Source organism: Clostridium sp. AWRP (genome assembly GCF_004006395.2).
Taxonomy (GTDB): Bacteria; Bacillota; Clostridia; order Clostridiales; family Clostridiaceae; genus Clostridium_B.
In genome coordinates this window covers 2,769,662-2,795,886 of the sequence record NZ_CP029758.2, presented here as the reverse complement: position 1 = coordinate 2,795,886, position 26,225 = coordinate 2,769,662, and the positions used below count along the sequence as shown (strand labels likewise).

The following is a 26,225-nucleotide window of genomic DNA, read 5'->3' as shown; positions in this document are numbered from 1 at the left end:
AATATGAATAAGACAATTGGATTATTTGCTCATGTGGATGCAGGAAAAACTACTTTAGCTGAGCAGATTTTGTATCATACAAAAAGTATTAAAAATTTAGGAAGAGTAGACCATAAGGATTCATTTTTAGATAATAATGCTATAGAGAAGAATAGAGGAATTACTATATTTTCCGATCAAGCTGTATTTAAGTATAAATCTTCTACTTATTATTTGGTAGATACGCCTGGACATGCTGATTTTTCATCCGAAATGGAGAGAACCATTGAAATAATGGATTATGCCATTGTTATCATAAGTGCAGTTGAAGGGGTTCAGGCACAGACTGAGATAGTGTGGCAGCTTTTGAAAAATCACGGGATACCTACATTTTTCTTTATAAATAAAGTGGATAGGGCTAGAGCAAATGTAGAAGGTATACTTAAAGATATTAGAGTAAACTTAACAGAAGATGTATGTTTTATTCCTGAATCCATACAGTTAGATAAAATCAGTAAAGAGATTATGGAGTTTGCAGCAGAACGCAGTGATAAACTTCTTGAAAGGTATATAGAGGAAGATTTTACAAATCAATTATGGATGGATTCTATAAGAGACATGATATATAAAAGTAAGTTATTTCCTTGCATGAGTGGGTCTGCCCTTCAAAATAAGGGAATAGATGATTTCTTAGAAAAATTAGATATGCTTACTTTTACAAAATATAATGATAGAGAAAAATTTCAAGGAATTGTATATAAAATACGCCATGACAAGCAAAAAAATAAAATTACTTACATAAAAATACTAGAAGGTACTTTAAAAGTTAGAGATGAAATTGCAGTGAATACATCTCAGAATTGCTATGAAAAAGTAACACAAATTAGAATCTGTAATGGTGATAAATTTAAAACAGTAGATGAAGCATCAGCAGGAGAACTTGCTGCAGTGTCAGGCTTATCAAATTCAATTGTAGGGTGTGGACTTGGAAATTGCCATAGAAAAGTTAATTATGAGATGGTTCCAGCGTTAAAATCAAAAGTAATATTTGACAAAAGTTTAAATGAAAAAGATGTATTAGCTTGTTTTAAGGTTTTAGAAGAAGAAGATCCTGCGCTTAAAGTAAGTTGGGATGAAAAACTAGGTGAGATACAGGTAAATATTATGGGAACAATTCAGCTGCAAGTGCTTAAAGAACTAGTAAAGGAAAGATTTGATTTATCTGTAGATTTTGGAGCTTGTGAAATTTTATATAAAGAAACTATAGGGGAAATTTCTTATGGCTGTGGACACTTTGAACCTTTAAGACATTATGCAGAAGTATATCTTAAATTGGAGCCAGGAGAGAGAAATAGTGGTATTTCATTTTACAATGAGTGCAGCACAGATGACCTAGACATAAATTATCAGAAATTGATAGGCAAACATATTTATGAAAGGGATCATCACGGTATTTTAACAGGTTTTCCTATAACTGATATAAAAATTACACTTATTACAGGAAGATCCCATGTTAAGCATACTTGTGGCGGAGATTTTAGAGAGGCAACTTTTAGAGCACTTAGGCAGGGACTTGAAGGTGTGAAAAACATACTTTTAGAGCCCTATTATAGATTTAAAATTAAGGTAAGAGCAGATTATATTGGAAGAGTTTTATCTGATATACAAAAGTTAAAAGGCTCTTTTGAAAATCCTAATAATTTGAATGGTGAAGTTATTATAACAGGTAGAGGACCAGTATCTACATTTATGAGTTATGCTGTGGAATTTACCTCTTTTACAAAAGGAAGAGGTAAAATTAATTTTGTATTAGATGGCTATGATATTTGCCATAATGAAGAAGAAGTCATTGAAAAGATAGGCTATGATAAAAATGCAGATATTGAATATACATCTACTTCGGTATTTTGCTCTAAAGGACAGCCCTTTTTAGTAAAGGGAGAAGAAGCAAGAGAATATATGCACTGCTTAAAGTAGATTTTAGTTTTTAGGAAAACATCTGAAAGGGTATTAATTCGTAATTGTAAGGATATGACGAATTAAATAAATAATGAGATGAAATTCTTAAAGTAAGGGGAAATAAATGAGTAATTTAAGTTATCATTGTAAGTGGAGAATAGAATTAGCAAAACAGATTTGTGAAAAGGTAAAAATTATAGAAGGTGTTAAAGCAATAGTTATTGGTGGTTCAGTCGCAAGAGGTTACGCTGATGAATATTCAGATTTAGAAATACCTATATTTTGGGATAAGCTCCCCAATGAGAATACCCGAAAGCTTATAGTTAAAGAACTGAATGCAGAATATTTCTATCCGTACAATTATGAAGCAAATGAGGACAATGTAATTTTACAAAAGAATATATTCTTAATACTTCTTGCTTTAAATAAACTATACTTTCCTACATTTAAATGGATGTATAAATCACTTGAGACTTTTAAAATTAAACCTGAAAATATTGAACAAAGATTTAGAGATATTTTTACCTATCCACCAAAGGAGGCATATGAGAATACTTTAGTTATTATAATGGAGACCCTAGATATAATAAATGAAGTATATCCAGAACTTAATACAAGTGTAATTTTAAGTAAACTAAAATCTGATCGAATACCTCATGACAATCCGGTAAATATTTGGGTTTAACTATCTTTATATTCTTATATTGATTATTAAATTGCAACTTTAAAATTAAATGGAGGTTAAATATGATAGATTATAGTGAACAAAATAAAAAGGCTTGGGAATATAATGCATATGATTTTTGGGTAAATACATCAGGAAAACCATCCGATAGAGCTAAGAAAGATTTAGAAGATCCGATAAGAATGTTGAAAAGATATGCAGGATATTTTGATACTTATGAAGGTATTAAAATTGCTAATATTTGCGGTTCATGTGGTAAAAAAGCAATTCCATTAGCAATTTTGGGTTCAGAAGTTACAATCTTTGATATTTCAGAAGATAATAAAAAGTATGCACTTGAAGTTGCAGATGAAGCCAATGTTGATATTGATTTTATAGTTGGTGATGTATTGAAAGTTGATATGAACAAATATGAAAAATATTTTGATGTGGTCTTTATGGAAGGAGGAATCCTTCATTATTTCCATGATATCAACCAATTTATGAAAATAATGAAGCAGCTTTTAAAAACAAATGGAAAAATGATTTGCAGTGATTTTCATCCGTTTCAAAAAATATCAGATATACTAGGGCTAGAACAGCCGACAATGAGTTATTTTTCAACAGATGTATTTGAAGGTGAAATGGCTCATGCAAGATTTTTCCCAGATGAGATTTGCAGACAAATGCCATTATGTAGTTATAGAAAATATACTATTAGTGAAATCATTAATGCAGTTATAGAAAATGGATTTACTCTTAATAGATTTGATGAACATCAATCTTGGACAAATGAAGATGTACCTGGAGAGTTTACAATTATAGCAAAGAAAATTAGATGTAAATAAGGAGAGTCAATATGAATGAAAAAGTTCCTAATATCTTAAGACCTATGTTATATGAATATGAGGTAAATTTAAAAAAATATTTTGGCAGTAAGATATTTGGTGTGTACCTTTATAATTCTGTCGCTTTAGGTGGTTTTGATAAGGATAAAAGTGATATTGACTTTATTACAATACTAAACAAAGATTTTGAAGACAAAGATATATCAATAGTAACTCTTATACATAATGAATTAAATAGTAAATTTAAATATGCTAAAAGAATGGAAGGTATGTATCTTACTAAAGATAAGGTAGGAAAACCTAATTCCAAAATAGAACCTTATTTATATTTTTGTGATGAAAAACTCAATAGTTATGGTTATTATGATATAAATTATGTTACTTGGTGGACATTAAAATATAATGGAATACCTATAAATAGTCCTAATGTTAGCAGCCTAAATATAAATGTTCAGTGGAATAATATTGTAGAAACAATGAATTATAATTTAAATAGTTATTGGAAAAACAAATTGTGTGAAAAGAATATATTTTTATCAGATGAATGGATTGAATTTGCTGTTTTGACATTATGCAGAATATTATACACCCTTGATAATAAAAGCATAGCTACTAAAATTGAATCTGCTAAGTATACAATAATGAATATTCCTGATGAGTATAAATTAATTATTGAAGAGGCTATAAGAATTAGAAAAAACTCTTGTGATAGATCTTTATATGAAACAGAATTTAAAAGAGAAAATGAATTAAAATTTTTTGCGAATTATTTAATAAATTATTGTAATAAAAAATATAGTTTTGTGGTAACGAATTTAATTTGAATATTTTAAATTTGAAGTATTATTGATTATGTGATGTAAAAGAAAGTTTATGTGAAGTAAAGCTAGCTCTAATATGAGAGGTGAAATATGATAAATGATATTAACGTAAAGTTTGCTGCACTTGATGATTTATATTCTTGGATGAAATTTCCTAGGGCTTGAAACTGAAGATGAGTTATCAAAGAATAATATGGATGATTTTATACATAGCTTTTGGTTCGGAAGCTGAAATTTTTGCGAATTGAATGAAATAAAATTGTCCAAGTCTTGATGAGAAAATGAAAAAAATTAAAGAAGTCTATAAAGATGAAGAAAATTTTAAAATTGCTAAAGCATCAGCATTGGTTGTGAGTGAAGGATATGGTGAAAAGACAAGATTAGAAGAAACAATTGATTTTGCTAAAAGATGTCAGTATAAAAATATAGGAATTGCATTTTGTGTTGGCTTATCTAGCGAAGCTAAGATTTTAAGTAAAGTTCTTAGTTATAATGGATTTACTGTAAATTCTGTAATTTGTAAAAATGGAGGTATATCAAAAGATTTTATTGATATAGATTCAAATGTACCAATGTGTAATCCAATAGGTCAGGCAAATTTTTTAAATGAAGCTAAAACAGATTTAAATATTATTTTAGGTCTATGTGTTGGACATGACTCTTTGTTTATAAAATATTCAAAAGCTCCAATAACTGTTTTTGCAGTAAAAGATAGGGTTTTGGCACATAATCCGTTAGGTGCAATATATCAAGCAGACTCTTACTATAAAGATAAGCTATTTCCTAAAAAGAAATAATATTATCTTTGTAATAAGATATTAATACACAATATTTTAATTAAAGTAACAATTAAAAAGTTAATAATTTATTGAAACGCCGTATTATTTTAAAAATTTTATGGCGTTTTTTATGTTCGTAAAACAAAAATTATATAAATCAATAAATTTCAATGTATAGATACTATTTGATAATTGAATAATGTTGTGTTTAAAAGTAAAGTTGTTTTATACTTGTTTCAATAAAATGTAAAATTAGATCCATGTAAATATGGTACAATTATTATAAGTTAATGTAAAATAGAAGTATTATTGGTATAAATAATGTCTATAGGGGTGAATAGAGATGATGTTAAACATTCTTTTAACTCCATGCAAAGTCATAGGGTAGAGCTTGCATGGAGGAATGATCTACTTGATTTTGACTTTGCATTTTCAATATTAATATTGAAAAGGAGTAAAGTTGAAATGAAAAATAATTATTTTAATAGTGAACTAAAAAATTTTTATATATTTATAATAGGACAATTTGTATCTCAGTTTGGGAACAAAATTACAAGTTATGGATTGATTCTCTGGTCATATAAGCAAAGTGGATCTGTTTTGTTTATGTCATTACTTTCGGTATGTTATTTAGTACCAGAAGTATTGTTTAATTTTATTGCAGGTACCATTAGTGATTGCTGGAACAAGAAAAAAATCCTGTTGATTTCAGATGTTATAGCAGCTATGTTTTCATTAAGTATAATTCTTATGATGATTACAAATACACTTGAAATAGAGAATCTATACGTTATAAATTTTATGCTTGGAATAACGGATGCATTTCAAAATCCAGCTTCAGATGTTGTGGTATCTGCAATTGTATCTAAAGATAATTATATTAAAACAAATAGCATGTTTAGTTTCTGTGATTCTTTTACAGGGATATTTTCACCCATTGTCGCTACTGCACTTTATGCATTTTATGGCTTGAAGCTTATTGTAGCTATAGATTTATCAACATTTGTTTTTGAATTTGTCACTTTAGTCTTTTTTGTTAAAATTCCATCAGTAGATGTATCTGGAAAAACAAAAAAAGATGGATTATGGAAACAATGCAAATCTGGTATGCAGTATTTATTTAAAAGTCGGGGCATATTAAGCATTATTTTATTTATGGCATTTGTCAATTTTATTGCAGCAATTTACAATACGAATCTGGCTCCAATGGTACTATCTAGAACTGATAATAATTACAATGAACTTGGAATTGTAAGCAGTACGGAAAGTATTGCAGTACTGATTGGCAGTCTTCTTGTTGTAAAAATACCGCAGTCATCTAAAAGGATACCTCTTATCTTAAATGTAATGACATTTTCATTCTTGTTTGGCAATACTCTTCTGGGAATTGGCCACAATTATTATGTATGGACAATAGCAGTATTTGCCGGAAGTTTGCTGGTACCATTGTTAATGGCTAATGTTGATTATATAATGAGAACAAAAGTACCATTTGAGATGCAGGGAAGAGTATTTTCAGCACGGAATACTTTGCAATATATGTCAATCCCGATAGGAAATCTGTTAGGTGGTTTTTTAGCCGACAAAGTGTTTGAGCCATATATGAAAAAATCAGCTTTGATTCCAGCATTATTAGCAAAAGTAGTTGGTGATAGTAATGGAAGTGGTATTGCTTTACTATATGTATGCATTGGCCTCATCGGTTTTGTAGGATGTTGCTTATTTAGATTAAACAAAAGTATGAGAAAACTAGATAGTGTATGTAAATAAGGTGGATTACATTTATTTATAAATTATACTATTAAAAATCTAGGGAAGTGGGACACATTATGTCAAAAAATGATAGTATGCTAGCAATTTTATGGATGCTGAATTCAGGTACAAAAATAACTGCAAAGCAAATATCTGAAAGGTTAGAAATAAACATAAGGTCAGTTTATCGTTATATAGATGCATTGTGTGCTAGTGGAGTGCCAATAATATCGGAGTCTGGTCATAATGGCGGATATAGTTTGCTTAACAATTTTATCCGAACACCTCTGTTTTTTGACATTGAAGAGAAAAAATCACTTTTGCATGCTGCCACTTTTGCAATGGAAGCAGGATATCCTTTTATGGAAGCACTAAATAGAGCAACATCAAAATTAAAGATGTTCTCGAATCAAGAACAAGAAAAAGTTCTCAATCGTCATTTAGTGGGATTTGAAGTAGTGAGTCGTATTTGTGATCCAGCTGTCAAACCTATATTAATGGTAATTGAGCAGTCTGTTGCTAATGAATGCTCTGTGGAAATTGAATACTGTACAGGTTATGAAGGACATCCTAAGCGCAGGGTTGTTGACCCCTATGGGATGCTTTACTGGAATGATAAATGGTATGCTATTGCATTTTGCCATCTTAGGAATGAAATTCGCAGCTTTAGGGTAGATAGAATAGTAAATATTATAAGCACTAAAAATTCGTTTAAGCGTCCTGAAGCTTTTTCGGCACGTGAGTTTTTTACAAAAAACTTATTATCGAATACAGAAAGCAAAGTAGGACTTTGCACTTTAGTAATTGAGGGCAAATCAGAAGCATTGAATGACCTTTGTGCACATTGGTTTTTAGGATATCATTTGATAGAACGAACTGAATGCAGAGCTAATTTTTTAATGGATAAAAAATCAATCCATACCTATGTTCCTCATATTCTACTTCAATATGGTAAATCAATAAAGGTGATTGAACCAGATAGTTTTAAAGATGCTATGGAAGCAATTCTTAAAGATTTGATGGATTATTATCTTCACTGACTGAGTTTGTCAGTGAAGATAATATATAATAGATCGAGATGGAGTTTGAGACCATCCTGTAGCAAATAGCAACAATCAAGTGAATGTGGAGGAATAGAAAATGAAGAATATAGTATATCTTTATGTATTTGATACAATGGCAGACTGGGAAATAGGTTATTTAAGCGCTGAAATCAATTCAGGAAGGTACTACAAAAAGGGATTAATACCGCTAAAAGTAGTAACTGTAGGAATTACTAAGACCCCTATTACTACAATGGGAGGTCTGAAAGTATTGCCAGAAATTGAACTTAAGGAGTGTAGTGTTAAAGATGCGGCTGCTTTGATTCTACCTGGTGGGAATACATGGACAGAGGCAATTCATGCTCCAATTGTAAGAATGGCTGAAGAATATTTAGAGAAAGGTATTGTTGTAGGAGCAATTTGTGGTGCTACAATAGGACTTGCTATGGGGGGAGTATTAGATAAACGAGCTCATACAAGCAATGACTTGGGGTATCTTAAAATGGTCTGCCCAAGCTATGATGGAGAAAAGTATTATAAGCAGGAATGTTCAGTAACTGATGGAAATTTGATTACTGCTTCTGGAATAGCTCCCCTTGAATTTGCTTTGCATATATTGAAAATTCTAGATATATTCTTACCGGAAACCATAGATTCCTGGTACAATCTTTATAAAACACAAGAGTCAAAATATTTCTTTAAGCTTATGAAGTCAATCCAATAAAATAGCTTAAAGTGTGTAAGGCAACGGTTAGAGGTTTTTATTACAAAAAATTAAGGCTTCAGACTTATGTTCTGAGGCTTTTGCTATTGTTGGAGGAATTATGAAAAAGTGTAAATCATGTATTTAGAGTGACAAAGTAGATAAAAATCATATGTTTTATATGCTTCCAAAATGCATAAGAAATTGACAGAAATATTACTAGTTTATCAGTTAAATAGTCAGGGTTGTTCATAAAAATAACTAATCAGTAGGTTATTTTATACACCTAAAACTTAAAGTTTGCTGTTGTAGATGGACAATTGATACTGATTTTTGTAATGGAAATCAACATTGATTGTCCATTGTATATTAAAGAATAAGGAAGCCTATGATTTTACGCTTGAAGATGAAGTTATTGCATATGAGGAATCATCAAAACTTAAAGAAGCTTTGTACAAGCTTCAAGATATGGATACACTTTTTCTATTTGTAATAAAGTAAAGTTTGGCACTTTCAATTATGTTGTAATTTACTAATTTGTCGTTGTTTTTTGTTTGAATATGGTATAATAAATTAAACTTATCAGAGGACTTGTAATCAAAAGATTATTTAAGTGGGATAAGATCCGAAAAGATCTTGTTCCACTTTTTTTCTGGTTAAATATACTATTTTAACAACTTCGTTTATTGTACTTTTTAGAAGTTAAAGGAGGGTAATTATTAAATGTATTTGAAAACAGATAGACTGATAATTCGTGATTTTGATAAAAAAGATGCTGCGGGATTGTATGAATATCTTCAGCACCCACCTGTACATTGTTTTATGAGTGAAAAATTAGATTCACCTGAGGAAGCAGAAAAAGAAGTGGAGCAAAGGGCCAAAGAAGGTGAACACTTCGCTGTTTGCTTGTCCGATACGGATTCAATTATCGGGGATGTTTTTGCCATAAAAGAGGAGCCTGATACATATAGTGTGGGATGGAATTTCAACTTAAAATATGGCAAGAGCGGTTATGCAACTGAAGCGGCAAAAGCGTTAATGGATTTTCTCTTCAATAAAGATGCAAGGAGAATATATGCTTATGCTGAAGACGATAATATTCCATCTCAAAAGCTTTGTGAGAGACTTGGAATGAGAAAAGAAGGACTCTTTATTGATTTTATATCTTTTGTGAACAACCCAGATGGAACTCCGTATTATGAAAATACCTACCAATATGCCATTCTAAAAAGAGAGTGGATGTAGATAAAATGAAAGTGGAATTCCTACTTTTTCTCTTCTATTTAAAATTGTAAAGATAAGGTGTATCTATTAAGAAATTAAGATAGATACACTTTATTTTTATTTGTAATAAAGTAAAGTTTTACATTTATAAACTATGTTATAATTTAGTGAAAAATAAAATAGTAATTTAAGGTGTAGTACTATAGTAATTTATGAAAGAAGGTAATATAATGATAAATGTTACAATGCGTATGGCAACTAAAGCAGATGCAAAAGAAATTTTGAATATATACAAACCTTATGTAAAAAATACTGCAATCTCTTTTGAATATGAAGTTCCATCTGTTGAAGAATTTACTGAGAGAATTAATAATATATTGAAAAAGTATCCATATATAGTAGCGATAGATAACGATCAGATTATTGGTTATGCATATGCTTCATCATTTAAAGAGAGAGTTGCATATGATTGGGCTGTTGAAACTACTATATATTTAAGTCAGAATTGTCGGGGTAAAGGTGTAGGAAAAAAATTGTATTTAGCCTTGGAAGAAATATTAAAGAGACAAAATATCATTAACTTAAATGTATGTATAGCTTATACAGCTACTGATAATGCATATCTTACCAATTCCAGCACATATTTTCATAAACATTTAGGATATAGGAAAGTAGGTTGTTTTTCAAAATGCGGATACAAGTTCAAAAACTGGTATGATATGATTTGGATGGAAAAAATAATCGGAGAACATTCTGCAAATCCAAAACCAGTTATTCCAATATCAGAATTGAATGAATTACAATTATAAACTATAAAATTGTAGGGGGGCCACTTGTGAATATAAGGAAAGTTTCAAAAGATAAGAAAGTATATATCGACCTGTTGTTATTGGCTGATGAACAGGAAAACATGATAGACAAGTATCTTGAACGTGGCGAAATGTTTGTTCTAAACGACAATGGAGTAAAAGCCGAATGTGTGGTCACTAAAGAGGAGAACGGTATTTATGAGCTTAAGAATATTGCGGTTATGCCCGATTGTCACCGAAAGGGCTATGGAAAAAGACTGATAGATTTTTTGTTTTTACATTATACTGATTGTAATGTGATGTTTGTTGGAACAGGCGACGTTCCTTCTACGCTCAATTTTTATCAGAAATGCGGATTTTCAGAATCACATCGAATACAAAACTTCTTCACGGACAACTATGATCATTCGATGTTTGAAGACGGAAAACAGCTTGTTGATATGGTATATCTGAAACGGGAACGATAAATTCTATAAGTTCAGCCAAGGTTTCACAACGACCACCTGGGGATGTTTTAATACTGTCAATTTTCAATTATTTAGAAATATGGATATAACTTAAAAGGGCTATTACGATAATTAGTGTAATAGCCCTCTAATATTAACATTTTTATTGACTAATGTGTAACATTAGCTTATAATATATTACACAATATTATTTAATTATATCATAAAATTAAATAAATGTCAACAAATATTTTCGAGGAATTTAAGGGAAAAATTATTTTTGTACAGTTTACAATGTATAATGTATAATTTACTATTGTTAATTTGGGGGAGGAAAACAATAAATGAAAATTGAAAATGGAATTTATATGCTTGAAATACCAACTAATATAATGGAAATGCCAATTGACATTAATCCAACAGTGATTTGGGATAAGGATTCATTAGCTCTGATTGATACTGGATGTCCAGGCCAGTTACAGCAGATTCATGAAGCATTTGATAAAGAAGGAATACCATTTAGTAAGCTGAACATGGTAATCCTAACTCATCAGGATATTGATCACGTTGGCAGTATTTCTAGCATTTTGGAAGAAATGCCTGGCAGGGTTAAGGTTTTTGCTCATGAGAAAGAAAAAGCATATATAAATGGTGAGAAAAAGCCTGTTAAACTTGCTGAACTTGAAGAGAGATTGGATTACTTGCCTGATAATATAAAAATAGTATATGAAAAACTAAAAGTAGGTTTTGAGCGTAGTAGAGTTAATGTAGATGAAATATTGATTGATGGGGAAGAACTACCGCAGTTTGGAGGAATCACTGTTATACACACACCAGGTCATACACCAGGACATATTTGCCTATACATTAAAAAGTGGAAGCTATTAATTGCTGGAGATATCCTTAGTATCAAAGAAGGTTTGCTTGTTAGAGCAGACCAAGATATTAATTATGATAACGAATTAAATATGAAATCCATGGAAAAATTGATGAAATATGATATTGAGACAGTAATTTGTTATCATGGCGGCGTCTATAGAGGTGATGTTAATAAACGTATATCAGAATTGGTATATGTAGATAAATAATAATTTTGAAAGGGGAATAAGATATGGCTTCTAGTCAAGAATATTTAGATTTTATTATTGGGCAATTAGATACACTGGAGGATGTTTCTTTCAGAAAAATGATGGGGGAATACATTTTATATTTCCGGGGAAAGATTTTTGGAGGAATATACGATGACCGCCTTTTGGTTAAGATAACCAAGGCGAGTAGACAGTTGATATTGGAGGCGGTAGAAGAGTTGCCTTATGATGGTGCAAAACCAATGCTTTTGGTGGATGATGTTGATAATAAAGAGTTTTTATATCAATTGATTACGGAGATGTATGAAGAACTTCCTATTCCAAAAGCAAAAAAGAAAAAGATTTGTTGAGTAAATCAGTAAATTCTAAATTTACAGTGGAGATTATTTATATTTTAGTGAGTAAGGATGTGATAAAAAATGATATTAAAAACTGATAGACTGATCTTACGTCCTTGGAAAGATGAAGATGCACAGCAATTATATAAATATGCAAAAGATCCCAATGTAGGACCTATAGCAGGGTGGCCTATTCATACTGATGTTGAAAACAGTCGTCAAATTATTAAAGATGTTCTTTCTGTGAATGAAACTTATGCGGTGGTTTTAAAAGGTAATGATTTACCAATTGGTAGTATAGGACTTATGATTGGTGAAAAAAGCAACATGACTTTAAGAAATGATGAAGGTGAAATTGGTTATTGGATTGGTATCCCTTATTGGGGACAAGGGCTAATTCCAGAAGCAGTTAATGAGCTTATGAGACATGGTTTTGAAGAACTTGGACTTAAAGTTATTTGGTGTGGGTATTTTGATGGTAATGAAAAGTCTTGGCGTGTTCAAGAAAAATGTGGTTTTCAATATCATCATACAGAAAAAAACATAGAATGGCATCTAATGAATGATATCAGAACAGAACATATCACTTGCATTACAAAAGAAGAATGGTGCAGCAGACTATAAGTGCAATACTTGCCCTTTAGAGTTAGTACACTATATGATTAAAGGAAAATGGAATTAATTATTTAAAAGAACATGGTATGGAAAAAATATTGATTGAGAGGGGAGTTACTACTGTTTCCTTTGCAATAGTATTAGAAGACAAAGATGCGTATCCAGTAACAGGTGGCTTTACATGGATACATTGGCTTGTAGCTAACATTACACGTAATGAATTGAAAGACAACGAAAGCCAGACATCAGATGATTTTATACAAGGTATAAATAGTTGGACTAGTTTACAAGGAAATCAACAATCAAGAAAGCTATCTTGTTATTATGGTGGTATGATACCACCAGATAAGCCACATTTATTTTTGTAGGTGAGAATGTATGAGATAAAATATCTATCTACTCCTCCAACAAGTTTAGAAACCTTTAAACCATATCTTTTTAATTCTGATTCTTGTGAGGCTGGTATTAACGCTGTACTACCTATAATTATAATTTTATTATAACTTATTTCTGAAAATTTGTGTCCACCTTATGTGTAGTTAATACAGTCATATAAATTCTAAATATATCTTGACATAGTAAGGCATTTAGATTAAAATCAAACTAATCAAACTATAAAAGTATTATTAGTTTGATTCTATAGTTGAATATGAAAATGACTTTAACAAAAAAGGAGAGATGAAAATGAATGATTATGTAATTAAATGTGGAACACTGATTGATGGAACTGGACAACCACCAATTAAAAATGCAAAAATTCTAGTTAAAAATCAAAGAATCGTAAGGATAGAACAAAAAAACGGGACAGATTTAGATAACTATCCTCATATTGTTGATGCTTCTGAAAAAACAGTATTACCTGGATTAATAGATTCTCATAAGCATATTTTTAATTGTGGTGGCTCAAATGTTGGAGTTGGGTTGAATCCTTCTCAAGTAAAAGAGAATATACACCAAATATATAAAGGTGGTGTAACCTCAGTACTTGACTTGGGGTCTCCATATGATATAAAATCATTAAATGAGATACCTGAAAAAAAGCCAAAAATATTTTATGCAATTTCCATTCTTACTTGTCCCAACGGTTATCCTGGTGAATACATGGATCGTAAATTTTACAAACTGGGTTCAGTAGCAGAATGTGAAACGGAGCAAGATATTAAAAAAGCTGTTAAAAAACTGTACGAAATGGGCGTATCTGTTATAAAGACTGCTGTCGTAACAAGAACCTTTGATGGAAAACCTCAAGCTTGTTGGACGGATAAACAATTGCAAATGCTTACAGATGAGGCACATAGTTATGGACTTCAAGTATGTGCACACATAACCTATAAAGATGATTATGCACAAGCTGCACGTTGTGGAATTGATAGTATACACCACGCTGCATTTGATGGAAAGATGTATGAAAAAGACCTTGAAGAAATGATTAGTAAAGGTATTATTTTTGTTCCAACATTGAGTTTAATTGATTTGATGGTGGCGGGACTTAAGGAGAAATGGATTAGTAATCAAAACTATAATCCACCAGTAAACGAAGAGATTAAAGAAAATATGCAAATTTTCACAAAGGCGTTTCACGATGGTCCTGATGATAAGCCAGTTGGTGATTTGTTTATAAAAGTTGCAAAATCAGAACTTTGCAAAATTCCGAAGGTTCAACTTGAAAATGTTAAAGAGTATATAAAACGCGGAGGAACTGTTGCAATGGGTACTGATTCTTCTCTTGGATTTTCACTTCATACAACCCCTGTAAGAGAAATTGAATTACTTGCAGCAGCTGGTTTATCAAATATTGAAGCGATAAAAGCATCTACACTAACGGCAGCCTCTGTTTTTGGGAAAGATCATGAAATAGGCTCAATTGAAACAGGTAAATTGGCTGATATTATAGTTGTTAACGGGGATGTTACCAATGATTTATCTGCCCTTGGAAATACTGAAATAGTATTTATTAATGGAGAAAAAGTATATGAAAAGTAATATTTAAAGGAGAAGTGTTTTGAAAATAAATAATTGTGATATTATTGATAGAATATATGAAGAGACATTAAACTTGATTTTTACTTATGGTGCAAAAGGATGGACCATGGATACGGTATGTAAAAAAAGTGGTATTGCGAAAGATACTCTTTATAGAATTATTAGTAAAAAGGAGGAACTTATTAAAGATACTCTTTTAAAAGAACTTGATAAGCATAATAAAGCAATGCAAGATTTATTAATCCAAGATAGAGACTTCTTTTGCACACTAAGAGATAGTGCAACCCTTTTGTCGGAATTTATTGCAAAATTTTCTTTAGATAAGTTAAGTCAGATTTTTCTTCAATATCCTAGCGTGGAAAAAGCAATCAATAATGGTATGGAAGAATATTTTCAGAGCTTTACAAATTTTCTTAATGAAGGTAAAAAATCAGGACTGTTAAAAGAAAGTGTAGATACAAATCTACTAATTAACTTCATACATTCCTGTGTTATGCAAATTCTTAAGCACCCAGAAATATATAATGCGACCAAAGACACAGAAGTGTTATTAGATTATTTTATTGATGGAATAAAGGGATAATATTAATTCTGGTGGTTTTAAATCATAGCAAACAAAAATTTCCAATTTTTGTAACGACCTCAGGGGGTTGTTGTGAAACTTTATTTATACATATACATATTTATTGTATTCAAAATCAATCGATTGATATAAAAAATTAAAATAGGGCTATAATTAATTTGAAAAATATGTATATAAAAAATATAAAAACACTTATAAGTATTTCACTCATGTCTTTAATTTTAACTACAACTTTATCAACTAGTTCAATTAAAGCATCAAAAATTGGAATGACTCACTATGTAACAAGAACATAAGGTTTATGGTGAACTATCCATAATGTATGATGGCAGACTTCCCGAATAAAATTCTTATAAAAATAACGCCTTTTTTCTTAGGCGTTATTTTTATAAGAATTTTTAAATTATATATTTGAAATTAAGACAGAAAAAGTCTCACACTCTCAAATTTATCTTTATTGGAATAGGATTCTTCTGCTCTTTTTTGGGCTTCAAATAATTAATTAACGCTTTATTCAATAAAAAATCTCAGTAGAATATGATATTGTAAATAAAGCAGTTAATATTATTAATGAAGCTATTGATTTTTTAACTTATAAGTAAATTGACACAATTCATCACTAAATATATTTGGACAATTGATAGTGAATTGGGTATACTATAAAAAACGATTTGAATTTTAAAACATACTTAGATTGCATTATATTAAAAAATCAGAAAATGTCCATATTGGAGATGAAAATTTGAATAAGCACATGAATTTATTTAATGAACAGATACAGAAAACAAAAATAGAATATGGGACTAGTAGTTTACCTGTAAGTGATGTACTTAAGATACCTATTTTTAAAGGATGTAAATTAATTTCAGGTGAAAGTGGAATAAATAAACAGTGTAAGGATTTAACTATACTTGAAACTCCTGATGGTGTTGATTGGCTAAGAGGGGGAGAATTTTTGGTAAGCTCTGGGTATGCATTTAAGGACAATAAAGAAAAATATGATGATATTATATATAGGCTTCATCAAAAAGGAGTATCGGCATTTGGAATAAAGAGGAATAGATATTTAAAGATGATACCAGAAAAAATGATTGAGCAATCTTGTAAATATTCACTGCCCCTTATTCTTTTACCATTTGAATTAATATATACAGATGCAGTATCACAATTTTATGAGGCACTTTTTTATAATAAGAACAAATATCTTTTAGAACAAAAATCCATTCTTGAAAAATTTAACAATATAATTATAAATGGTGAAAATACACAGCAAATTGTAGAATTTATAGCAATGCTTACTGATTCAAGTGTTTTAATATTTGATTGTGTGTATAATCTTATATCAAAAAGTGTAAAAAGCTCACAACATGGATTAATAATAGAAAAAATCATAGACAATATAGGTAAGTTTTATGAAGTAAATAGTAATAAGCAAATTCAGGTTGACAATGTATATATAAATAAGCATGAAATAAAGAATAGAGATAAAACTTTAGGATATTTTATAAGGATAGGAGATGATTTGGAAGATAAAGTTTTGAGAAAAACAATTAATTATGGATGCTGGATTATATCTTCCAAGATGGTAAATAATGTAGGAGATCATTTTAACAATTTAAAAATTAAGAAAATGGTTACTGAAATCATAATGAATAAAGATAATCTAAGTAAAAGTTTCTTTTTAAATATACGCGAAATTTTTCAATGGACAGGTAAAGATAAATTTGTTGGAATATGTTTTCACTTTTTATATAATGATTCAATAAAAGATAAGATTAACGATTATAAAAAACAATTTTATGATATTATCTTAATACGTATATTGGACAAGAATGGTTTCTTAATTACAGAGAAGCACAATAATGTTTTTGTACTTTTTCCATTGAGGGATAATATTTTACAGGACATAAAGAAAAAAGTACAAATTTTATGTAAAAACTGGAAAGATGAAATTAGTATATCTTACGGAATTTCAGATAAATATGCAGATTTTACATATATTAAAAATATGTATTATGAGAGTATGATATCTGCAATATTTCCTACTAATAATTTAATTGCTAAAAATGATTCGCTGAGATTTGCAAAAATTATTGGATTACTTGAAGATAATAAAGAATTGTACAATTCCTATGATAGTATAATTTCAAAATTGGAGGACTACGATTCTAAACACAATGCTATGTTATTAGAGACATTGAAAATGTATTTGATTTACAATATGAATAAAAAATATACTTCGGATAAATTGTTTATTCATGCTGAAACATTAAGATATAGGTTAAATAAAATTAAGGAAATTACCGGTTATTCTTTAAACACATCAGAAGGAATTTTTATGTTATACATGGGGATAATAATTTATGAGGTTCAAAAATCAAATTGATAAATTACAAAAAATACTGCATGATATTTAATATAAATCAAAAAAAGCTATAGTTTTTATGAATTATCATAAAAAACTACGGCTTTTTTTATGAAAGTGCTTATATTAATTGCTCAAAGTTTTTGCTATCATCTAAACAATAAATAAATTAAGGGGGTGGTTAAATGAGTAAAACCGTTAATATAGGTTTGATTCAAATGAATTCAAAGCTTGGAGATGTAGAGGAAAATGTAAAAAGAGCTGTAAGCTTTATAAAACAGGCAAGCTGTGAAAAAGCGGATATAGTATGTTTACCTGAACTTTTTGCTACTGGATATAATCTTGATATTTTAAAGAATCAAACGAACATTTTGGGAGAAAATTATTATGATTTTATAGTAAAGAATATGTCCGAGGCTGCAAAAAAATATAATGTTTTTGTGATTGCTCCTTTTGGAGAAGTAAGAGGAATAAAAGGTGTGCTATATAATTCAGCTGTGTTATTTGATAATGGTGGTAATATTCTTGGAAGTTATGCAAAAACTCATCTCTGTGGTGCTGAAAAACTTTATTATAGGGAAGGGTCAGACTATAAGGTTTTTAATACTAAATTGGGGAAAATAGGAATTATCATATGTTATGATGCTGGATTTCCAGAAGCATGTAGAACATTGGCACTTGAAGGAGCAGATATGGTGTTTATTCCTGCAGCATGGAGAATACAAGATGAATATATGTGGGATCTCAATCTTGCTCAGAGAGCTCTTGAAAATGTACTTTTTACTATAGGTGTAAATAGAGTTGGAATAGAAGGAGATTTGCATTTATTTGGGAAAAGTAAAATATGTGCACCAAACAGTTCGATTATAAAGGAATTGCCAAAAGATTTGGAAGAAGTTGATGTTATAGAAATTGATCTTGATGATATAAGTAAATTTAGAAGTGAAATACCATATTTGAGAGACAGAAAGCCACTTATCTATAAAAAAATTGTTGAAGAATACTAATGAAAATTGAGGAGTGATTTAAATGTCAAAAGAAAAAGCAGGAGACGATTATGCATTAAGCAGAGTGCCCAGTAGTGTAAGAAGACCTATGTGGGAGGTACTTATAATAAGACTTGGTTGTTTGGCATGTGTTTCACAAGTTATGCTTGGAGCTGCTCTTGGTTATGGAATGACATTTTGGGGTGCCTTCTGGGCTACAATATTTGGAAGTGTTATTCTCCAGGCAGTAAGTTTTGCTATAGGTGCAGCAGCTGCTAAAGAAGGACTTTCTACAAGCCTTCTTTCAAGATGGTCTGGATTTGGAAAAGCTGGTTCATCAATAATAGGAGGAATTATAGCAATATCTCTGATGGGGTGGTTTGGAATACAAAATTCTGTTTTTGCAGAGGGGATATACAAAGCAACTGGAATTTTTAATATGCAAATTTGGTCTGCTATTACAGGTCTCGCAGTTACAATTATAGTAGTTTACGGATATAAGGTATTAAGTATTACAGCTGATATTACTTTACCACTTTTCTTGTGTACCATGGTATATGCTGGATTTAAATTGTTGTCGGGACATGATATAGGAAATCTTATAATGAATGCACAACCTGCAGGAAAAATTCTTTCTATGGGTGCTGCAACAACTATGGTTGCAGGAGGATTTATAACAGGTGCAATAATAACTCCTGATTTAAGCCGTTATATGAAAGGACCTAAAGATGTCTTTGCCGCTACTCTTGTAAGTACATTTGTTGGTGAATTAACTATAAATTTACTTGGTGTTTTAATGGCTCTTGCAGTTAGGACAAGTGATATTGTAAGCATAATGTTGTCTATAACAGGATGGCTTGGTGCAGGTATTGTAATTTTTTCTACACTTAAGATAAATGATATAAATTTATATTCAGCAAGTCTTGGTATAACTAACATGATAGATGCTATATTTAATATAAAATTAAATAGGTCTGCTGCTACTTGGGCAATAGGAATATTTAGTACAATTTTATCTATGTTAGGTATTATAAATTATTTTCAGAGTTTCTTGACTTTACTTGGGGTTACATTACCTCCTGTTGCAGGTATTATTTTTGTTGATTATTATATATTAAAAAGAGATAGAAAATTACTTGAAGCAACAAGACATGATGAAAATCTTCCAGAGAGCTGTGAGATAATAAATCCTATTGCAATAGCATCATGGATTATAGCATCAATTATTGGAAAATTCATAAATATAGGAATACCTGCAATAATGTCTCTACTTGCTGGCGCAATTATTTACTACTTAGTATCTATGACATATAAAGTTGTAACTAAAAGTGAAAAAATTGAATTTAAGAGAACTGGGGATATATAACAATAATTATTGCTAGTAGAGGTAAATTGGGAAGAGATGAAGATGAAAATTTAAATAAGATAGCCAATATAATAAATGAGGAAAAATCTCTATGTATGAGTGATGATGCAGCATTTGAAAAGATGCTTAATAGTGTATCAGATAAATTAGTACAATTAATAGTAAATGAAGGGAAGTAAGGCTATGAGGAAAATAGGTGTTAAAGAAATTGAGGATATAGCAGTTGGAGCTGCAGTATATGGTACAGGTGGCGGAGGAGATCCATATGTTGGCAAACTTATGGCTATTGATGCTATAAAAACTTATGGAGAAGTTACACTACTTGATGTGGATGAAGTACCAGGGGATGCAATTGTTGTACCTAGTTCCATGATGGGGGCACCGACTATTTTAATTGAAAAAATACCTAACGGTAAAGAAGCCTTAAGTGCTTTTTCACTTTTAAAAGATTATCTTGGAAAAGAAATTTCTGCTACAATTCCAATTGAAGCAGGAGGGCTTAATTCTATGATACCTTTTGCAGTGGCAGCAGCACTAGGTATACCTGTTGTAGATGCAGATGGAATGGGAAGAGCTTTTCCAGAACTTCAAATGGTAACTTTTAGTCTTGGTGGAGTAAAATCAACTCCAATGATATTGTGTGATGAAAAGGGAAATGCTACTATGTTTAATACTATAAACAATAAGTGGACTGAAACTTTAGCTAGGGCTGTAACTGTAGTATCTGGTGGCTCAACGATGATGGCAAGTTATGCTATGACAGGGACTCAAGTCAAAGAAACTTCAATTAAAGGAATTATAAGTAGAACTGAAAAAGTTGGACGTGCAATAAGAATAGCAAAAAATAATAATACAAATCCTGTTGATGCGGTACTCAAAGCAAGTGGCGGATTTGAATTATTTAAAGGTAAGGTATGTGATATATTGAGAAAAACAGACGGTGGATTTGTGCGTGGAGAAAATAAAATGACAGGTATTGATGAATATAAGGGAAAATCAATTAAAATTGAATTTCAAAATGAAAATTTAATGGCACAGACTGATGATGGAAAAGTACTGGCTACAGTTCCAGATCTTATTGTTGTACTTGATATTGAAACGGGACATGCTATAACAACGGAAACACTTAGATATGGAAACAGGGGAGTTGTAATCTGCATACCTTGTGATGAAAAATGGAGAACTGAAGCGGGAATTAGAACTGTAGGACCAAAATATTTTGGCTATGATGTAGAGTATGTTCCTATTGAACAAAGAATCAAAAGTGGAATGGGGGAGTTTTAAAATGAAATATAGAATTGGTATAGATGTTGGGGGAACCAACACGGATGCAGTAATTCTTGATGAAAGTTTAATTCCTGTAGCGAAAATAAAAACGCCAACTACTTTAGATGTAAGTTCAGGAATATACAAGTCACTTTTGGAAGTTTTAAGAATAAGTGATGTACCAAGAGAAGATATAAAATATGCTATGCTTGGAACTACACACTGTACTAATGCAATTGTTGAACGTAAAAGGTTAAACAAAGTTGGTGTTATAAGGATTGGACTTCCTGCTACTACAGCAATAAAGCCAATGACAGGATGGCCTGAAGATCTTAAAGAAGCAATAGGTGATTTTAGGTATATGGTTAAAGGCGGATTTGAATTTGATGGAAGTGAAATTTCAACACTTGATGAAGAATATTTGAGAAAAATAGCAAAGGAAATAAAAGGAAAAGTCAATTCTATAGAAGTTACATCTGTATTTTCACCTGTATCAAATGAACATGAAATCAAAGCTGCAGAAATTTTTAAACATGAGATGCCCGATGTACCAGTATCTCTATCGTCTGAAATTGGAAGTATAGGTTTTCTAGAACGTGAAAATGCAAATATATTAAATGCATCTCTGGTAGATGTTGCAGAGACTACTGTTAAAGGCTTTATAAAAGCACTTAAAAATGAAAATATAAACTGTCAGGTTTATATTGGGCAAAATGATGGTACACTTATGTCTGTGGATTATGCAATGAAATATCCCATACTTACTATTGCCTGTGGACCAACTAATAGTCTTAGAGGAGCTTCTTATCTTGCAAAACAAAAAAATGCACTTGTTGTAGATGTAGGAGGGACAACTACGGATATTGGTGTACTTATAAATGGATTTCCTAGGGAGTCTTCTACTGCAGTTGAAATAGGAGGTGTAAGAACAAATTTCCGTATGCCAGATCTTGTATCTATAGGACTTGGTGGAGGAACTGTTATACGAAAAGTTGATAATAAAGTTTCAATTGGACCTGATAGTGTTGGATATAAACTCATAGAAAAGGCACTGTGTTTTGGAGGAGATACGCTTACTGCTTCGGATATAGTAACCTCACTTGGTATAGTTAAAATAGGTGACAATGCAAAAGTAAAAGAAGTTGACTCAAACATGGCAAAAGAAGTATATGAAAAAATAATAGATATGGCAGAAGGGTCAATTGATAGGATAAAGACAAATGCAAGTGATATGAAAGTTGTATTGGTAGGTGGAGGAAGTGTGCTCCTTCCAGATAAATTGGCAGGAGCATCAGAAGTAATAAGACCCGATTATTTTGATGTAGCAAATGCTATTGGTGCAGCAATAGCCCAGATAAGTGGCCAGGTTGAAAGAATATTTATGCTTGATAAGATCGGACGAGACGAAGCTATCGAAGAAGCCAAAAATATGGCTATTGAACAAGCAATTAAAGCAGGGGCTGATCCTTCATCCATAGAGATTGTAGATATTGATGATGTACCACTTGCGTATATTCCAGGAAATGCAACAAGGATAAGAGTGAAAGCTGCAGGAGATCTCTTAAAATAACTATACTTGGAGGAATAAATATGATATTAAAGCAAGCCATTGATATATATGAATTACTGGATGATCCGGAGATAGATGGAGAAAAAGTTGTGGATTTTTTCAAAGAAAATGGCATAAAGGATATTAATAGCACAAGAATATTTGGTGATAAAGGATATACTGATTTTGTAAAAATAAGAATTTCTGGAATCAATGGAAAATCTCAAGGTGGATCTGCACCTACTCTGGGTGTTGTTGGAAGGCTTGGAGGTATTGGAGCAAGACCAGATGTCATTGGAATGGTGTCTGATGGAGATGGAGCGGTAGCAGCACTTACTGCAGCTTACAAGCTTGGAATTATGAGCGATAAAGGGGATAAATTAAAAGGTGATGTAATAATATCTACTCATATTTGCCCTAATGCTCCTACTTTGGAGCATAAGCCTGCTCCATTTATGAATTCACCGGTTAATATGTATACTATGAATGAAAATGAAGTTGAATCAAAAATGGATGCTATACTATCTATTGATACTACAAAAGGAAATAAGATTGTTAACCATAAAGGAGTGGCAATATCTCCTACGGTTAAAGAAGGATATATACTTAAGGTATCCTATGATTTACTCGAAATACTAGAAAAAACTAGTGGAGAAAAGGGAGTTACATTTCCAATAGCTGTGCAGGATATTACTCCTTATGGAAATGGAATTTCTCATATCAATAGTATATTACAGCCATCTACTGCGACAAGCTCGCCGGTTGTTGGGGTAGCAATAACTACAGAATCGCTAGTTGCAGGGTGTGACACGGGTGCAAGTCACATAGAAGACATATCACTGGCAGCAGGCTTTGCAATAGAAGTAGCTAAGGCTTTTGGAAAAAATAATTGCAGTTTTTACGATGAGGATGAATTTAAAAAATTGAATGAAATTTATGGTAGTATGACCAAGTTACAAAAGTAAGATAAAAAATAATTATCAGGAAAATAATAATATTAAAACTGTTTGCTATTACAGAAGCGTGTATTATAGCTATAGTTAAAATGTCTATCTGAATGAATATTAAGTCAAATTTCAATTTATATCGCAGAATAAAATGAATATAATTCACATTTTTCATATTCAACATAACAATTAAAAAGTAAATAATTTACTGAAACGCCGTATTATTTTAGAAATTTTATGGCGTTTTTCATATATTATAGGTTAATGTAAAATAGAAGTATTATTGGTATAATAATGTCTATAGGGGTGAATAGGGATGATGTTAAACATTGTTTTAACTCCATGCAAAGTCATAGGGTAGAGCTTGCATGGAGGAATGATCTGCTTGATTTTGACTTGTGCATCGTAAATTGTGAATTAATTGCTTTGCAAAGTTCTTATATTTATTATTAAATTGCAACTTTAAAATCAAATGGAAGTTAAAATGGATTTACTCTTAATAGATTTGATGAACATCCATCTTGGACAAATGAAGATGTACCTGGAGAGTTTACAATTATAGAAAAGGAGAATTAGATGTAAATTTGGAGTATTATTAATTATGTGATGTAAAAGAAAATTTATGTGAAGTAAAGCCAGCTCTAATATGAGAGGTGAAATATGATAAATGGATATTAACATAAAGTTTGCTGCACTTGATGATTTATATTCTTGGATGGAATTAATTAGACTAGTAAGTTGGAATTTCCCAGGGCTTGAAACTGAAGATGAGTTGTGTTATGAGTTTGGCTACCCACAACAGAAATTTATATTACACAGAAAATGAGTGGAATGTATTGTTGTGATGATTCAAAATATTCTTATATTATAAATTAGGAATTATTTGTATAGTATTCAGATAAATAGTAAACTTGGGGGAGGGGGATAGGTAATGGATTATCGGATAAATGAGAAAATATCAGTTTTGAATTTAGCAGATTTACGTCAATCGGTTGGTTGGAATATCATATGATTTCTGCCATTTATGGAGAAAAAGAATTGAGAAGTTTTTATGAAAAATTTGGCTTTTATACAATGCTTTGCGGACAAATTGAAATACATAAAAGTGAATAAGTGGTAATGTAAATAGTAAATTTATAGTGGATATTATTTATATAATGTGGAAGGGAGAGTTATATAATATGCTTGAATTAATACGGAGAAATGCCATATATGTAGATGGGTATAAAGAATACTGTCAAGAATTTTGGAATCATGACATCCGTTATTTTCGGCCGACAAATCCTGTGTTGATTGATGAAACCTGGTTTGAAAGAACTAAAAGCTGGTATGATAAAAAAGAGTTAGGATTGATTTCTGATCAACCTGTAAGTTTTCATTACTGGGCGGTTGATGGGGATAATTTTGCTGGTGAATTCCAATTGCGGACAGAACTATCGGAGGAAGTCATGACTGGAATTGGAAGTATAGGCTATTCTGTTCGTGTAACCGAACAGGGAAAAGGCTACGGAACAGAAATATTAAGACAAGGACTTATTATAGCAAAAGACCACCAGCTTGAAAAAGTTTTACTGACGATCAATGATGAAAACATATTGTCGGCACATATATGTGAAAAACTTGGTGGTGTGTTAATGGATAGAATATCTGCTTATAATAAGGTATTTATATAATGAATAGGAGTATGTATGTGGAAGAGAAAGATATAGTATTTAAAACCAATCAAAGTTGCTTTATTTATAGGGTTGCAGCAATTATTATCAAAGACAACAGATTGCTTATGGCAAAACATGAAGATTATCCATGTTATTATACAGTTGGAGGAAAGGTTAGAATAAATGAAACTTCGGAGGAAGCCGTTGTCCGTGAGGCTTATGAGGAAACAGGAATTGAATTTGAAATTGATAGACTTTCCTTTATTCAAGAAAGATTTTTTGAAATAGAAGGAGAACATCATCATGAAATTGTTTTTTATTTTTTAATGAAAAAAATACTAATATAAGTTTACACTGTAGAAATTTTACAGATCAAGGCTCCAAAGAAAGTCTGCATTGGCTGCCTATTGAAAGTTTAAATAAGACCTATATAATTCCAGAGTTTTTTAAAACTAAA

General features: G+C 30.8%; 27 protein-coding genes and 1 pseudogene. All 28 read left to right on the top strand.

Translation table 11 applies throughout. The annotated features are described in order from the left end of the window. Positions 1 to 3 precede the first annotated feature (3 nt). The 28 genes and pseudogenes from DMR38_RS12705 (at position 4) to DMR38_RS12575 (ending at position 26,115) form a co-directional block, all read left to right on the top strand. Positions 4 to 1,956 (top strand): TetM/TetW/TetO/TetS family tetracycline resistance ribosomal protection protein, encoded by a 1,953-nt coding sequence (locus tag DMR38_RS12705; protein ID WP_127721668.1) that lies wholly within the window; start codon positions 4 to 6, stop codon positions 1,954 to 1,956. A gap of 106 nt (positions 1,957 to 2,062) precedes the next feature. After that, entirely contained in the window at positions 2,063 to 2,623 is a 561-nt protein-coding gene (locus tag DMR38_RS12700) for a nucleotidyltransferase domain-containing protein (RefSeq protein ID WP_127721667.1), read from the top strand. Between the two features lie 62 nt (positions 2,624 to 2,685). Beyond that, a complete protein-coding gene (locus DMR38_RS12695; RefSeq protein WP_127721666.1) occupies positions 2,686 to 3,450 on the top strand; it encodes a class I SAM-dependent methyltransferase in 765 nt (254 codons plus the stop codon). Positions 3,451 to 3,461: 11 nt separating this feature from the next. Continuing rightward, entirely contained in the window at positions 3,462 to 4,274 is an 813-nt protein-coding gene (locus DMR38_RS12690; protein WP_127721665.1) for an aminoglycoside adenylyltransferase domain-containing protein, read from the top strand. A 254-nt stretch (positions 4,275 to 4,528) separates the two neighbouring features. Next, positions 4,529 to 5,068, top strand: a pseudogene (locus tag DMR38_RS12685) (DUF1847 domain-containing protein); the annotation flags it as partial. Positions 5,069 to 5,419: 351 nt separating this feature from the next. Further along, the gene (locus DMR38_RS12680) at positions 5,420 to 6,820 is read left to right on the top strand and encodes an MFS transporter (RefSeq protein WP_175413002.1); all 1,401 of its coding nucleotides are present in this window, start codon (positions 5,420 to 5,422) and stop codon (positions 6,818 to 6,820) included. Positions 6,821 to 6,879: 59 nt separating this feature from the next. Next, a complete protein-coding gene (locus DMR38_RS12675) occupies positions 6,880 to 7,842 on the top strand; it encodes a WYL domain-containing protein (RefSeq protein WP_127721663.1) in 963 nt (320 codons plus the stop codon). A gap of 100 nt (positions 7,843 to 7,942) precedes the next feature. Beyond that, positions 7,943 to 8,569, top strand: coding sequence for a type 1 glutamine amidotransferase family protein (locus tag DMR38_RS12670; protein WP_127721662.1), 627 nt, complete (start codon positions 7,943 to 7,945; stop codon positions 8,567 to 8,569). A gap of 330 nt (positions 8,570 to 8,899) precedes the next feature. Further along, a complete protein-coding gene (locus tag DMR38_RS21865) occupies positions 8,900 to 9,049 on the top strand; it encodes a hypothetical protein (protein ID WP_175413001.1) in 150 nt (49 codons plus the stop codon). A 222-nt stretch (positions 9,050 to 9,271) separates the two neighbouring features. Continuing rightward, positions 9,272 to 9,793: a GNAT family protein gene (locus DMR38_RS12660; RefSeq protein ID WP_127721661.1), complete on the top strand. Its 522-nt coding sequence runs from the start codon at positions 9,272 to 9,274 to the stop codon at positions 9,791 to 9,793. Positions 9,794 to 9,999: 206 nt separating this feature from the next. Further along, positions 10,000 to 10,581, top strand: a complete 582-nt coding sequence (locus tag DMR38_RS12655; protein WP_243124592.1) for a GNAT family N-acetyltransferase — start codon at positions 10,000 to 10,002, stop codon at positions 10,579 to 10,581. A gap of 26 nt (positions 10,582 to 10,607) precedes the next feature. Beyond that, a complete protein-coding gene (locus tag DMR38_RS12650; RefSeq protein ID WP_127721659.1) occupies positions 10,608 to 11,048 on the top strand; it encodes a GNAT family N-acetyltransferase in 441 nt (146 codons plus the stop codon). A gap of 323 nt (positions 11,049 to 11,371) precedes the next feature. Continuing rightward, a complete protein-coding gene (locus DMR38_RS12645; protein WP_127721658.1) occupies positions 11,372 to 12,115 on the top strand; it encodes an MBL fold metallo-hydrolase in 744 nt (247 codons plus the stop codon). Between the two features lie 23 nt (positions 12,116 to 12,138). Then, positions 12,139 to 12,465, top strand: a complete 327-nt coding sequence (locus tag DMR38_RS12640; RefSeq protein WP_127721657.1) for a TfoX/Sxy family protein — start codon at positions 12,139 to 12,141, stop codon at positions 12,463 to 12,465. Between the two features lie 69 nt (positions 12,466 to 12,534). Beyond that, on the top strand, positions 12,535 to 13,077 hold the full coding sequence (locus DMR38_RS12635) for a GNAT family N-acetyltransferase (RefSeq protein ID WP_127721656.1): 543 nt from the start codon (positions 12,535 to 12,537) through the stop codon (positions 13,075 to 13,077). A gap of 77 nt (positions 13,078 to 13,154) precedes the next feature. Next, positions 13,155 to 13,436 carry a hypothetical protein gene (locus tag DMR38_RS12630; protein WP_127721655.1) on the top strand — a complete coding sequence of 94 codons (282 nt, stop codon included), beginning with the start codon at positions 13,155 to 13,157 and terminating at the stop codon, positions 13,434 to 13,436. Between the two features lie 316 nt (positions 13,437 to 13,752). Next, entirely contained in the window at positions 13,753 to 15,051 is a 1,299-nt protein-coding gene (locus DMR38_RS12625) for an amidohydrolase family protein (protein WP_175413000.1), read from the top strand. Between the two features lie 19 nt (positions 15,052 to 15,070). Next, entirely contained in the window at positions 15,071 to 15,634 is a 564-nt protein-coding gene (locus DMR38_RS12620; protein WP_127721653.1) for a TetR/AcrR family transcriptional regulator, read from the top strand. A 167-nt stretch (positions 15,635 to 15,801) separates the two neighbouring features. Beyond that, positions 15,802 to 15,930 carry a hypothetical protein gene (locus DMR38_RS22550; RefSeq protein ID WP_279230782.1) on the top strand — a complete coding sequence of 43 codons (129 nt, stop codon included), beginning with the start codon at positions 15,802 to 15,804 and terminating at the stop codon, positions 15,928 to 15,930. Positions 15,931 to 16,376: 446 nt separating this feature from the next. Then, complete coding sequence (locus DMR38_RS12615; protein WP_127721652.1) at positions 16,377 to 18,020, top strand: PucR family transcriptional regulator; 1,644 nt, start codon at positions 16,377 to 16,379, stop codon at positions 18,018 to 18,020. 164 nt (positions 18,021 to 18,184) lie between these two features. Continuing rightward, positions 18,185 to 19,006 (top strand): nitrilase-related carbon-nitrogen hydrolase, encoded by an 822-nt coding sequence (locus DMR38_RS12610; RefSeq protein WP_127721651.1) that lies wholly within the window; start codon positions 18,185 to 18,187, stop codon positions 19,004 to 19,006. A gap of 22 nt (positions 19,007 to 19,028) precedes the next feature. Continuing rightward, positions 19,029 to 20,351 carry a cytosine permease gene (locus DMR38_RS12605; RefSeq protein ID WP_127721650.1) on the top strand — a complete coding sequence of 441 codons (1,323 nt, stop codon included), beginning with the start codon at positions 19,029 to 19,031 and terminating at the stop codon, positions 20,349 to 20,351. Positions 20,352 to 20,377: 26 nt separating this feature from the next. Further along, positions 20,378 to 20,530, top strand: coding sequence for a hypothetical protein (locus DMR38_RS21860; RefSeq protein WP_175412999.1), 153 nt, complete (start codon positions 20,378 to 20,380; stop codon positions 20,528 to 20,530). Between the two features lie 4 nt (positions 20,531 to 20,534). Next, positions 20,535 to 21,635 (top strand): DUF917 domain-containing protein, encoded by a 1,101-nt coding sequence (locus DMR38_RS12600; protein ID WP_127724055.1) that lies wholly within the window; start codon positions 20,535 to 20,537, stop codon positions 21,633 to 21,635. Between the two features lies 1 nt (position 21,636). Continuing rightward, complete coding sequence (locus tag DMR38_RS12595) at positions 21,637 to 23,187, top strand: hydantoinase/oxoprolinase family protein (RefSeq protein ID WP_127721649.1); 1,551 nt, start codon at positions 21,637 to 21,639, stop codon at positions 23,185 to 23,187. A 20-nt stretch (positions 23,188 to 23,207) separates the two neighbouring features. Next, positions 23,208 to 24,131: a DUF1177 domain-containing protein gene (locus DMR38_RS12590; protein ID WP_127721648.1), complete on the top strand. Its 924-nt coding sequence runs from the start codon at positions 23,208 to 23,210 to the stop codon at positions 24,129 to 24,131. 1,139 nt (positions 24,132 to 25,270) lie between these two features. Then, on the top strand, positions 25,271 to 25,786 hold the full coding sequence (locus DMR38_RS12580; protein ID WP_127721647.1) for a GNAT family N-acetyltransferase: 516 nt from the start codon (positions 25,271 to 25,273) through the stop codon (positions 25,784 to 25,786). Between the two features lie 17 nt (positions 25,787 to 25,803). Then, positions 25,804 to 26,115, top strand: coding sequence for an NUDIX domain-containing protein (locus tag DMR38_RS12575; RefSeq protein ID WP_243124293.1), 312 nt, complete (start codon positions 25,804 to 25,806; stop codon positions 26,113 to 26,115). Positions 26,116 to 26,225 lie beyond the last annotated feature (110 nt).